Raw genomic sequence first — 12,187 nt, 5'->3', positions numbered from 1 at the left:
GGTGCGGCGTCCTCGACGGAGGCGTCCGCGTCCCGGTCGCCCTCGGCCTCGGACGGCTCGGCCCGGTCCGGCCCGGCGTCCTGGCCCGTCTCCTCGGCGGCCCGGCCGCGCCCGCGGCGGCGGCCGCGGCGCTTGCGGCGCCGACCGCCGGTCTCACCCGACTCGTCCTGCTCCGCGGGACCGTCCTCCGGCCCGGCGGACCGCGACGCCTCCGACTCCTCCTCGGCGGCGGGCACCGCCTCGACCGCGGCCTCCTCCGGACGGTCCGCCGCGCCCGGCTCGACGGGCTCGTCGGCGGCCTTGCCCGAGGCCTTGGCGATCGACATGAGCGCGGTGCGCGCGGCCGCCGCGCGCTCGGCGCGCTGCCGCTCCTCCTCTGCGGTCTCCTCGGGCGTGCCCTCGGCGGAGGCGCCGGCGTCGCCGTCGGAGGCACCCTTGCGGCGCTTGCCCCGGCGTCGGCCCTCGGCCTCGCCCCGGGGCTCGGCGGCCCACTTGGAGCGCTCCACGGGGGTGTCCTGGATGAGGATGCCGCGGCCGGCGCAGTGCTCGCAGACCTCGGAGAACACCTCCACCAGGCCGGTGCCCATGCGCTTGCGCGTCATCTGCACCAGGCCCAGCGAGGTCACCTCGGCCACCTGGTGCTTCGTCCGGTCCCGGCCCAGGCACTCCACGAGGCGGCGCAGCACGAGGTCCCGGTTGGACTCCAGCACCATGTCGATGAAGTCGATGACGATGATGCCGCCGATGTCCCGCAGGCGCAGCTGGCGGACGATCTCCTCCGCGGCCTCGAGGTTGTTCTTGGTGACGGTCTCCTCGAGGTTGCCGCCCGAGCCGGTGAACTTGCCGGTGTTGACGTCGACGACGGTCATCGCCTCGGTCCGGTCGATCACCAGAGAGCCGCCGGAGGGCAGGTACACCTTGCGCTCGAGCGCCTTGTGCAGCTGCTCGTCCACGCGGTGCGTGGCGTACAGGTCCTCGCCGTCGTGGTCCTCCGGCACCCAGTGGTGCAGGCGGTCCAGCAGGTGGGGGGCCACGTACGTGACGTAGGCCTCGATGTTGTCCCACGTGTCCTCGCCCTGCACGAGCATGGCGGAGAAGTCCTCGTTGAAGACGTCGCGGACGGTCTTGATGGTCAGGTCCGGCTCGGCGTAGAGCAGCTCGGGGGCGAGCGTCTTGGTGGAGCCGGCCCGCTCCTGGATGCCCTCCCACTGCACGCGCAGCCGGTTGATGTCGTTCTGCAGCTCCTGCTCCGAGGTGCCCTCGGCCGCGGTCCGCACGATCACGCCGGCGTCCTGGGGCAGGTGGTCCTTGAGGATCCGCTTCAGCCGGGCGCGCTCGACGTCGGGCAGCTTGCGGGAGATGCCCGTCATGGACCCGCCGGGGACGTACACGAGATACCGGCCCGGCAGGGAGATCTGGCTGGTCAGGCGGGCGCCCTTGTGGCCCACCGGGTCCTTGGTGACCTGCACCAGGACGGTGTCCCCGGACTTCAGGGCGTTCTCGATCTTCTTGGCCTTGCCGTCCAGCTGGGCGGAGTCCCAGTCCACCTCGCCGGCGTACAGCACGGCGTTGCGGCCGCGGCCGATGTCCACGAACGCGGCCTCCATGGAGGGCAGCACGTTCTGCACCTTGCCCACGTACACGTTGCCGATCATGGAGTCCTGGGTGGTGTGCGAGACGAAGTGCTCGGCAAGCACGCCGTCCTCCAGCACCGCGATCTGGATCCGCTGGTCCCGCTGGCGCACCAGCATCTTGCGGTCCACGGACTCGCGGCGGGCCAGGAACTCGGCCTCGGTGATCACGGTGCGCCGGCGCCCGCCGGAGCGGGAGTCCCGGCGGCGCTGGCGCTTGGCCTCCAGACGGGTGGAGCCCTTGACGCCCTGCACCGCCTCCGGGCCGGTGCTCAGCGACTGGCGCGGGGCGCGCACGCGGATGACGGTGCCCTCCGGGTCCCCGTCCTCCCCGCCGGCCAGCTCCATGTCCACCGCGCCGCGACGGCGACGGCGACGGCGCCGGGAGACGGCGGGGCGGTCCTCGTCCGTCTCGTCCTCGCCGTCACGGGCGTCCTCGGCCTCGGAGTCCTCGGGCTCGGCGGCCCGGCGGGACCGGCGCCGCGAGGATGCGGTCTCGGACTGCAGCAGGGTGAGGACCTCCTCCGGGACGGCGAACGGGTCCGCGGGGTCGAACCGCAGGCCGCCGGGGCCGGCCTCCTGGGGGTCCTCGTCGGCCTCCTCCGCCTCAGGGGCGGCGCCCTGCTCGGCGCCCTCGTCCTCGACCTCGGCCGGGTCGTCGGCCTCGCCGCGGGCCTCCGCGACGTCGGCCGCGGTCTGGTCGGGGGCGTCCGCCCCGGGGCGGAGCGACTCCTCGGTCGTCGCCGCGTCCTGGGACGCCGTCGTGGTCTTCTCGTCCTTCTTCTCGGCCGCCATGGCAGCACCTCCCGCCGACCGGCCGGCCCACACCGCCGACCGTCCGGCGACTCGTGCCCGCCGCCGGCCGCGTTGCCCCACGGACGGCGAGCGTCCGGGGTGCGCCGGGAGACGGGCTCCGGGAAAGTCCTCGGGTGAACCGGGGCCGCCCCAGGGGCGGCCGCGCGGAACCGCTGCGACACGCCGTGTCGGGCCGGCTCATCGGATCCTCGCCGATCAGCGTCCGGGCCGGCCCGGGGTCTCCGGGCCCGGCGCCTTCCGGGCCCGTGCCCGGTCGGTCGCGTCGGCGGCGGCCTCCGTCGGGCGCGCAGCGGGCGGGGCCGCGGTGTGGGCGCGGCTCAGCCGAGGCCGATTCTCTCACACCCGCCCCCGCCCGGGGCGTGACCGGCGGCCCCGGGACCGCGGTCCTAGACTGCAGCCATGGATGCCACCGACACCCGGACCGTGCCCGCCCACGACACCGACGGCGCCTCCGCCGGCCGCGGTCCAGGGCAGGACCTGTCCTTCACCGCCCGGCCAGTCGGGACGGGCCTGATGCTGCTCGTCACCTCGCTGATCGCGATGGCCGCCACGATCATCATCATCATCGAGCGCTCGATCCTGACCGAGAACCCGGGCTACGTGACCAGCTGCGACATCAACCCGTGGCTCTCCTGCGGCCGTGTGATGCAGTCCTGGCAGGCCATGACGTTCGGCTTCCCGAACCCCTACATCGGCCTCGTCGCGTTCGCCTCGCTGATCACCGTGGGCGTGTCCCTGCTGGCCGGCGCGCGGTTCGCGCGCTGGTACTGGCTCCTGATGAACCTGGGGATCGTGGCGGGCCTCGCCTTCGCCGGGTGGCTCTGGTACGCGGCCGTCTACCAGATCGGCACCCTGTGCCTCTACTGCATGATCGTGTGGGCCATGGTGATCGTGCAGACCGTGCTGGTCACCTCCCGCAACCTGCAGACGGGTGCGCTGCCCGCCGGACCGCGGGCGGCCTCCCTCGCCCGGGACCTCGCCTGGCCCGCGATCGTCCTGCTGTGCGTCGGGGTCTTCGCCTCCATCCTGCTCGCGCGGGGCCTGGGGGTCATCGGCCTCGGCTGAGCCCTCCTCCCTCCCCCACGACGACGGCGGCCCCCGAGAGATCTCGGGGGTCGCCGTCGTCCTCCCGGCGCGGTGCCGGGAGATGAGGGGTCCTGGCTCAGCCGAACCAGAGCTGGAGCTCGCGCTCGGCGGAGAGCGTCGAGTCGGAGCCGTGCACCAGGTTCTTCTGCACGCCCTCGCCCCAGTCCCGGCCGAAGTCGCCGCGGATGGTGCCGGGGGCGGCGGTGGTGGGCTCGGTGGACCCGGCGAGGGAGCGGAAGCCCTCGACCACGCGGGAGCCGACGACGCGCAGGGCCACGACGGGGCCGGAGCCCATGAACTCCACGAGCGGCTCGAAGAACGGCTTGCCCTCGTGCTCCTCGTAGTGCTTGACCAGCAGGTCGCGCGACGGGGTGAACATGCGCAGGTCCACGATCTCGTAGCCCTTGCGCTCGATCCGGGCGATGATCTCGCCGGTCAGGCGGCGCTGCACGCCGTCCGGCTTGACGAGGACGAGGGTCTCTTCGGGGTGCTGGGTCACGACGCATCTCTCCTTGTGGTGGGGCGGTCCTGCTCCGACCACCCTAGTGCGCCACGCGGAACTGCTCAGCCCTCGGGGTGCGCCGCCTCCCACTCCTCCTGGGCGCGGGCGCGCTCGGCGACCTCCCGGTCGATCTGTCCGCCCTTGGTCACGGCGTACCACCAGGTCAGGGCGAAGAGCGGACCGATCAGGAACATCGAGTACTCCCACAGCCCGGACGCCACGAGCACGGCCTGGATCGCCCAGCCGATCGCGATGCCCACGGGCCGGCGCACGAGGGCGCAGGTCAGGACGGCCACCACGGCCAGGGCGGAGAACCCCACCACGATCCAGGGGGCGTGGGGCTCCGCCCGGTTCAGGCCGAACAGCGTCATGCCCAGGAAGAACAGCAGCACCGCCTCGAGGCACAGGACGGTGGAGGTGAACATGGCCCGCACGGAGCGGGCGCGCCTGCGCTGGCCCGGCCGCCATGCCCGCTGGGCGCGGGTCTCGCGGGCCGGGCGCCAGTCCTCGCGGCCGAAGCCGGGCGCGGCGTCCTCGCGGGGGTCGTGCTGCGGGGTGCTCATCGGCGGTCCTCTCCGGGGTCGTGGTCGTCCAGCAGCTCAAGGACTTCGGGGTCCACGGCGTCGTCGTCCTCGTCCGCCAGGCCGACGGCGGCCAGCAGGTCCTCGGGGTCGAGGCCGCGGGCGGCCACGGTGACGGGCCCGGCGTGGGCCGGCTCCCCCAGCAGGTCCCGGACCTCGGCGGCCAGGGTGATGGAGCCGAGGACGAGCACACCGCCGCCCGTGCCCGAGGCCAGCGCGTCGGCGCTGGTCTCCACGGCCTCCGCGCGGCCGACCGCCCACTCGAGGGCGTCGGGGACGGACTCGGTGGCGAAGACGTCGTCCTCGCCCCAGCCGGCGTCCACCGCGAGCGCGGCGAGGTCCCCGGCGGGGATCGCCCGCGGCGAGGCCGACTGTGTGAGGGCCACGTCCTCGACGTCGTCGCCGAACTCCCGGTAGAGGACCTCGAGCATGGTGCGGGCGTCCTTCTCCTGGAGCACGCCGACCACGAGCACCAGGCGGGTGAAGCCGAATGCCTCCTGGACGGCGCGCGCGGTGACGCGGACGCCCTCGGGGTTGTGGGCGGCGTCCACGATCACGGTGGGAGCGGTGCGCAGCACCTCGAGCCGTCCAGGCGAGGTGACCTGCGCCAGGCCCTCGCGGAGCAGCTCCTCGTCCAGGGGACGGGCGCCGCCGCCGAGGAACGCCTCGAGGGCCGCGACGGCCACGGCCAGGTTCTCGGCCTGGTGGGCGCCGTGCAGCGGCAGGAACAGGCCGGGGTAGTCGGCGGCGAGGCCGCGCACGTCGACCTGCTGGCCGCCGACGGCCAGACGCCGGTCCGCCACGCCGAACTCCACGCCCTCGAAGCGGAAGGGGACATCCGCGGCGCGGGCCGCGTCCAGGAGCACCTGGGCCGCGTCCGCGTCCTGCGCGGCGGAGACGAGGAAGCCGCCGGGCTTGACGATCCCTGCCTTCTCCTCGGCGATCTCCGCCTCGGTCTCCCCCAGGAGGTCCGTGTGGTCCAGGGAGATGGGGGTGACCACGGAGACCGCGCCGTCGGCCACGTTGGTGGCGTCCGTGATCCCGCCCAGGCCCACCTCGAGCACGACGACCTCGACCGGCTCGTCCGCGAAGACGGCGAAGCCCAGCGTGGTCACCGCCTCGAAGTACGTCAGGCGCGGCTCCCCGGCGGCCTCGAGCTCGGCGTCGACGACCTGCACCATGGGCAGGATCTCGCCCCAGATGCGCACGAACGTCTCGTCCGCCACGGGGGCGCCGTCGATGCTGATGCGCTCGGTCACCGAGCGCAGGTGCGGCGAGGTGTAGCGGCCGGTGCGCAGGCCGTACGCGCGCAGCACCGCCTCGATCATCCGGGCCGTGGAGGTCTTCCCGTTGGTGCCGGTGAGGTGGATCACCGGGGCGGCGTGCTGCGGGTCGCCGAGCAGCGCCAGGACCCGCCGCATCGGCTCCATGCGCGGCTCCATCCGGTTCTCCGGGGCACGGGCCAGCAGGTCCGCGTACACGTCGGCCACGGTGGCGGGGGCCCCGCCGGCGCCCGGGGCGCTCACGGGCCCGCTCACGCCTCGGCCCTCGTCACGGTCACGGTCACGGTCCGCATGGCGTCCTCCGCCGGGTCCGTGCGCGGGTCCGCCGCGCCGGAGTCCACGAGCTCGAGGTCCACGGTCAGGGTCTCCTCCGCCACGAGGTCACGGTGCACCTCGAGGGCGGCGACGACGGCGCCCGGGCCCTTGATGCGCGTGCGGACCCGGTCCGAGACGTCCAGGCCGGCGTCCTTGCGGGCCGCCTGCACGGCGCGCACCACGTCGCGCGCGGTGCCCTCGGCGGCCAGCTCGGCGGAGACCTCGGTCTCGAGGACCAGGAAGCCGGCGCCGGGCAGCACGCCCACGGCGGTGCCCTCGGGGGCGCCGGTGGAGACGGTGCGCAGCTCGTACAGCTCGGGGTCCAGGGTCACGGTCCCCCCGTCGGCGAGCGTCACGGCCAGGCCGTCCTCGGCCTCGGCGTAGGCGCCGGCGTCCACGGCCTTCTTGACCATCGGGACCTGCTTGCCGAACGCCTTGCCGAGGGCGCGGAAGTTCAGCTTCAGCTCGGTGCCGATGCCGTACTCCGCGATCGCCTCGTCCGTGAGCTCCACGAGCCGCACCTCCTTGAGGTTGAGCTCGTCCGCAACGATCCGCGCGTACGTGCCCTCGAGGGACGCGGCGTCCGGGACGACGACGGACATCGCCGCCAGCGGCAGGCGCACGCGGCGCTTGGCGCCCTTGCGCAGGGCCGAGCCGGCGGAGCTGATGCGGCGCACCGCGTCCATGCGGGCCACGAGCGTCTCCGCCTCGGGGCCGTGGGGGAACAGGTCGGCGTCCGGGTAGTCGGTCAGGTGCACCGAGCGCCCGCCGGTGAGGCCGCGCCAGATCTCCTCGGCCACGAGCGGCATGAGGGGGGCCGCGGCGCGCGTGAACGCCTCGAGCACCGTCCACAGCACGTCCATGGCCACGGCGTCCTCGGCGAAGAACCGCTCGCGCGAGCGCCGGATGTACCAGTTGGTGAGGGTGTCCATGAACGCGCGCAGGGCGTCCGTGGCGTCCGAGACCTCGTAGGCGTCCAGGGCCGTCTTGACCTCGCGCAGCATGCGCCCGGTGGCGGCCAGGACGTACTGATCCAGCGGGTCATCGGAGGCGTGCCGTGCCTGGGCGCGGTACCCCCCGGGGCGCGCGCCGCCGTCGTGCGCGGTGTTGGCGTACAGGGAGAAGAAGTGCCACGCGTTCCAGGCCGGCAGGATCACCTGGCGGGCGGCCTCGCGGATGCCCTCCTCCGTGACGATCAGGTTGCCGCCGCGGAGGATGGGGCTGGCCATCAGGAACCAGCGCATGGCGTCCGAGCCGTCCCGGTCCAGGACCTCGGTGACGTCCGGGTAGTTGCGCAGGGACTTGGACATCTTCTGCCCGTCCGAGCCGAGCACGATGCCGTGGGAGATCACGTTGGAGAAGGCCGGGCGGTCGAAGAGCGCCGTGGCGAGGATGTGCATGGTGTAGAACCAGCCGCGCGTCTGGCCGATGTACTCCACGATGAAGTCCGCCGGGTTGTGCGTGGGGAACCAGTCGGCGCGCTCGAAGGGGTAGTGCACCTGGGCGTAGGGCATGGAGCCGGAGTCGAACCAGACGTCCAGGACGTCCTCCACGCGGCGCATGGTCGCGCCCGCCGCTGCGGCCTCGGGGTCCGGGTGCGGGCGGGTGAGGTCGTCGATCCACGGGCGGTGCAGGTCCACCTCGCCCTCGGCGTTGCGCGGCAGGCGGCCGAAGGCCTCCTCGATCTCGGCGAGCGAGCCGTACACCTCCTGGCGCGGGAAGTCCGGGTGGTCCGACTCCCACACCGGGATGGGCGAGCCCCAGTAGCGGTTGCGGGAGATGGACCAGTCGCGGGCGTTGGCCACCCACGTGCCGAACTGGCCGTGCTTCACGTTGCCGGGGATCCAGGTGATCTCCTCGTTCAGCTCCAGCATGCGGTCCTTGACCTTCGTGACCGCGACGTACCAGGAGGTGATGGCCCGGTAGATCAGGGGCGTGCGGCAGCGCCAGCAGTGCGGGTAGGAGTGCTCGTAGGAGGCCTCGCGGGCCACGCGGCCCAGCGCGCGCAGGGCGCGGACGATCGTGGTGTTGGCCTCGAAGGCCTGCACACCGGCGATGTCCTTGAGGTCGCCGCGGCCCAGGCCGTTTCTCGCGAACAGCGGCAGGAAGCGGGCGCCCTCGTCCACGGACAGCAGCACGGGGATCCCGGCGGCCTCGCAGACGCGCTGGTCGTCCTCGCCGTAGGCCGGCGCCTGGTGGACCACGCCCGTGCCGCCCTCGGTGGAGACGTACTCGTCCACGAGGATCCGGTGGACGCCCTCCAGGGTCAGGGTGCGGGCGCCGACGGCGAACGTCTCCCCCGCGTGCGCCTCGAACAGGTCCGTGAACAGCGGCTCGTAGCGCAGCCCGCCCAGGCGCGCGCCGGGGATCGTCTCCGTGACGGCCGCACGGGCGGCGTCGGCGTCGGCGTAGCCCAGCTCCTTGGCGTGGGCGCCCACGAGGTCCCGCGCCAGCAGGAAGCGCTCGGCGTCCGGGACCGTGGCGCCCTCCGGACCGGCGGGGACGAGGGCGTACTCGATCTCCGGCCCGACGGCGAGGGCCGCGTTGGTCGGCAGGGTCCAGGGGGTGGTGGTCCAGGCCAGCACGTGCACGCCGGCCAGGTGCGCGGCCAGCTCGGCGTCCGCGCCGCCGTCGGGCACGAGGGCCGGGTCCTCGGGCAGGCCGAGGATCGGGAAGGACACCGTGACCGAGGGGTCCTGACGCACCTTGTAGACGTCATCGTCCATGCGCAGCTCGTGGTTGGACAGCGGCGTCTCATCGTGCCAGCAGTAGGGCAGCACGCGGAAGCCGCGGTAGGTCAGGCCCTTGCGGTGCAGCTCGGAGAACGCCCAGATCACGGACTCCATGAAGTCCGGGGTGAGGGTCTTGTAGTCGTTCTCGAAGTCCACCCAGCGGGCCTGGCGGGTGACGTACTCCTTCCACTCCTCCGTGTACGTCAGCACGGAGGCGCGGCAGGCGTCGTTGAACCGGTCGACGCCCATCTGCTCGATCTCGGACTTGTCCGTCATCCCCAGCTGCTTCATGGCCTCGAGCTCGGCGGGCAGGCCGTGCGTGTCCCAGCCGAAGCGGCGCTCCACGCGGCGGCCCTGCTGCGTCTGGTAGCGGGCCACGAGGTCCTTGACGTAGCCCGTGAGCAGGTGTCCGTAGTGCGGCAGGCCATTGGCGAAGGGCGGGCCGTCGTAGAAGACGAACTCGTTCTGCGAGCCGTCCGGGTTCTCGGCGGGACGGGCGTCGATCGAGGCCTGGAAGGTGCCGTCCTCAGCCCAGTAGCGCAGCACGCGCTCCTCGAGCTCGGGCAGGCGCGGCGAGGCGGGCGTGCTATGGGAGGGGTCGGACGAGGCGAGGGGGTACACGGAGGTCCTTTGCGGTCCAGGGGGCGTTCCGTGCAAGGACGCAGCCGGGGCCGTGGGGGCCTGCGGCGGCGCGGTACCACCTTGCTTGCCGCCGTCGTGCCGGGGTCCGGCGCGGCGTCGACCGCTTCGTGAGGGCTGTGACGGGCCTGCCCGTCCGGGTCTAGTGGGACGCTCCGCCGACGGCCCGCGGGCCGGGGCGCGGAGGACGCCCGTTCTTCCGGAGGCTCGCCGGTGATGGCCGGGTCGACGCCTGTGCCGCCCAGTCTAGCGGCTGGGCGGCACGGTCCGCCTCCCAGCGCCCGGGCGACATTCCAGCGCGGCCGGGCCGCTGGAATGTCGCCGCGGCGCTGGGGTCAACGCGCGAGGGGGACACCCCCGGGCACGAGGACGGCCGCCAGGGTCTGCGGGGACGCGAGCTCGCGCCACGTCCAGTGGACGACGTCGCGCAGGTGCCGGCGCAGCCGCACCTCCCGGTCCTGCTCGCGGCGGATCGACCGGCGCCGCTCGGCCTCGCCCGCGTGCAGGTCGAGGTCGTATTTGCCGGCGCCGTCGAACTCCCCCGCGACGCCTGTCCGCTCCCACCAGAAGTCCGTCCGCCCCAGGAACTCGCCCGAGGGCCCGTGGTGCTCCCGCTGGACCGTGGGCCGGGCGATCCCGGCCTCCCACATCAGGGCCCTGCTCAACGACTCCCCGGCGGACTCCGAGTCCGGCTCCACGAGATCCCACGTCCGCAGGAACCGGCGGCTCGTGCTGGCCGAGGGCAGCGTGTCGGCCGCGGCGCGCTCCACCTCCTCGCGCAGCAGGGGCGACGCGCGGAGGGCGCCGTCGAGGGGCGGCAGGGCGTCGGCGGGAGGCAGGCACGCGGCGAGGGTCAGGGCCACGGTGGCCGGCGCGTCGACCAGCACCCGCCCCCACACCTGACCGGACGAGGTCACCGCCATCCGCCACTCCGGGTCCGAGACGGCAGGCGGGTGGGCCTGCGTCGGTCGGATGACGGGCGGCCCGGGCAGGGCGGTGGACATCCGCCGATGAGCCGCCGCGCTGGCGAACGGCCTGCAGGGCTGTGCGCGTCCCCGGTGGCCCTCGTCCCGCCGTACGGCCAGCGCTGCGGGCGTCCGCGCCACCGGAAGTCCGCTCAGCAGCGCCGCCGTCAGTCCCGTGTAGACCGGGGGCCGCGGCCGGGACCGTGAGGCGGCCGCCGCGGTCACGATGTGCCGGTCCCACACCGGCAGACCGGCCCAGTGCAGGGTGTCGACGTAGACGCCGGGCGCCACCCGGAGCACGTCGCCGCGATGCCATGCCCGCTGGAGCCACCGGGCCAGGCCGGGTTCGGTGGCCTTGGCCGCGGACAGCAGCGGGCCGGAGTGCCCCGCAAGTTCTTCGACGGTGATCGGCATGCCCCGACCCTCCCGGCCCCCGTCCCCGGGGGACAGTCCGTGCGTCGGTCCTGTGGACGCGACCGGGCCGGCGGCGGGCTGTGCAGGAACCCCGCGCTCTCCGGCGCCTGCCCGCCGACACTTTCCAGCCACCGGGCGACATTCCAGCGCGGCCGGGCCGCTGGAATGTCGCCGCGGGGCTGGATGGGGTCCGGCGCCCCGCGCGGGCCGCGGCAGGGAGGGCGGGAGGGCGGAGCGCTCGCCGGCTCAGATCAGGAGAGCCCGGACGACTCAGATGGCGGCGCGGCGGACGGAGTCGAGGTCACCCTCCACCGTCACGTGGACGGCCTCGCGGCCGTAGGCCCACAGCAGCAGCTCGCCGGCCTCGCCGGAGACGGTCACGGGCGGGCGGGAGGCCACGGCACCACGGCTCACGACGACGGGCGCGCGCCCCGGTGCCTGCAGCACCACCGGCGCCTCAGAACGGCGCAGCATCATCGGGGCCATGCGGCGCACCAGGCGGTACAGCTCCTCCTGGTCCGCGGCGGAGAGCTCGCGCGGGGCGGGGACGGCGCCGCCCTGCGCGGCCTCGCCGCGGCGGACGTCCTCGAGATGCACGAAGTGCTCGACGGCGTTGACCTGGGCGTCGGCCAGGCGCATCGGGTTCAGGGCGGGGGCGCCGTCGGCCCACGCGCGGACGAGCTCGGCGTAGTCGCGGCCCTTGGTCTGGGCGGTCAGGGAGTCCAGGTGGCCCTGGAGGGGCTTCACGAACATGCCGGCCATGGCGTCCGGCCGGTGCTCGCGCAGCCACAGGTGCGCGGCCATGTCGCGGGTGCTCCACCCCTCGCAGAGCGTGGGGGCGTGAGGGCCCTTGTCGAGGAGGAGCTGGGCCAGGCGGGCGCGTTCGTCGGAGGCGAAGGTCATGCCCGCCACGCTAGTCAGGACCGGGCCGCGGGCGCGAGGTCCGGTACGCGGCTCCGGGCAGGACTCCCGGGCGCGTCCGCCTCCTGCTCCCCGCGTCTCGTGCCAGCCCTCGGCCGCCGTGACGCCCCCCGCCACCACCGCGGCCAGCAGGCGCGGACGCCTCACCCCGCGACGTCGCAGCCAGGCCTCCGTCGCCGCATCGACCGCCAGGCTCACCCCCAGGCTCGCCGCCGCGGTGGCCCCTCCGAGCAGTCCCCCGACCGCGAGCGCCGTCGCGCGTCGGGGCAGGCGGCTCGTGGGGATGAGCACACCGAGGCCGA

At 74.3% G+C, this 12,187-nt stretch carries 8 protein-coding genes; 1 reads left to right on the top strand and 7 read right to left on the bottom strand.

Features of this window, described 5'->3' with window-relative positions; all coding sequences use genetic code 11:
• The coding region (locus Q4D18_RS04775) for an Rne/Rng family ribonuclease (RefSeq protein WP_303126260.1) at positions 1-2,426 on the bottom strand (2,426 nt) is incomplete at its 3' end.
• 420 nt (positions 2,427-2,846) lie between these two features.
• On the opposite strand from Q4D18_RS04775, the gene Q4D18_RS04770 reads away from it, so the two are divergent.
• Positions 2,847-3,512: a vitamin K epoxide reductase family protein gene (locus Q4D18_RS04770; RefSeq protein WP_303126242.1), complete on the top strand. Its 666-nt coding sequence runs from the start codon at positions 2,847-2,849 to the stop codon at positions 3,510-3,512.
• A gap of 97 nt (positions 3,513-3,609) precedes the next feature.
• On the opposite strand, the gene ndk is transcribed toward Q4D18_RS04770, so the two are convergent.
• The 6 genes from ndk to Q4D18_RS04740 all read right to left on the bottom strand — a co-directional run bounded on the left by ndk (position 3,610) and on the right by Q4D18_RS04740 (position 11,867).
• Complete coding sequence (ndk, locus tag Q4D18_RS04765; protein WP_303126241.1) at positions 3,610-4,032, bottom strand: nucleoside-diphosphate kinase; 423 nt, start codon at positions 4,030-4,032, stop codon at positions 3,610-3,612.
• A 65-nt stretch (positions 4,033-4,097) separates the two neighbouring features.
• Positions 4,098-4,598 carry a DUF4233 domain-containing protein gene (locus Q4D18_RS04760; RefSeq protein WP_303126239.1) on the bottom strand — a complete coding sequence of 167 codons (501 nt, stop codon included), beginning with the start codon at positions 4,596-4,598 and terminating at the stop codon, positions 4,098-4,100.
• Positions 4,595-6,154 carry a folylpolyglutamate synthase/dihydrofolate synthase family protein gene (locus Q4D18_RS04755; RefSeq protein ID WP_303126238.1) on the bottom strand — a complete coding sequence of 520 codons (1,560 nt, stop codon included), beginning with the start codon at positions 6,152-6,154 and terminating at the stop codon, positions 4,595-4,597. Before Q4D18_RS04755 ends, Q4D18_RS04760 begins: the two co-directional genes overlap by 4 nt.
• Positions 6,151-9,567, bottom strand: coding sequence for an isoleucine--tRNA ligase (gene ileS / locus Q4D18_RS04750; protein WP_303126237.1), 3,417 nt, complete (start codon positions 9,565-9,567; stop codon positions 6,151-6,153). Before ileS ends, Q4D18_RS04755 begins: the two co-directional genes overlap by 4 nt.
• Before the next feature lie 353 nt (positions 9,568-9,920).
• A complete protein-coding gene (locus tag Q4D18_RS04745; RefSeq protein WP_303126236.1) occupies positions 9,921-10,964 on the bottom strand; it encodes a hypothetical protein in 1,044 nt (347 codons plus the stop codon).
• A 270-nt stretch (positions 10,965-11,234) separates the two neighbouring features.
• Positions 11,235-11,867 (bottom strand): TIGR03085 family metal-binding protein, encoded by a 633-nt coding sequence (locus Q4D18_RS04740; RefSeq protein ID WP_303126235.1) that lies wholly within the window; start codon positions 11,865-11,867, stop codon positions 11,235-11,237.
• Positions 11,868-12,187 lie beyond the last annotated feature (320 nt).

The organism is Micrococcus sp., from assembly GCF_030523875.1.
Taxonomy (GTDB): domain Bacteria; phylum Actinomycetota; class Actinomycetes; order Actinomycetales; family Micrococcaceae; genus Micrococcus.
This window is presented reverse-complemented; position numbering and strand designations above follow the sequence as displayed.

What these genes read in the sequence shown, in the direction of transcription:
- Q4D18_RS04760 (WP_303126239.1), bottom strand. Translation starts at nt 4,598, where the DNA reads ATGAGCACCCCGCAGCACGACCCCCGCGAGGACGCCGCGCCCGGCTTC.
- Q4D18_RS04745 (WP_303126236.1), bottom strand. Translation starts at nt 10,964, where the DNA reads ATGCCGATCACCGTCGAAGAACTTGCGGGGCACTCCGGCCCGCTGCTG.
- Q4D18_RS04770 (WP_303126242.1), top strand. Translation starts at nt 2,847, where the DNA reads ATGGATGCCACCGACACCCGGACCGTGCCCGCCCACGACACCGACGGC.
- Q4D18_RS04740 (WP_303126235.1), bottom strand. Translation starts at nt 11,867, where the DNA reads ATGACCTTCGCCTCCGACGAACGCGCCCGCCTGGCCCAGCTCCTCCTC.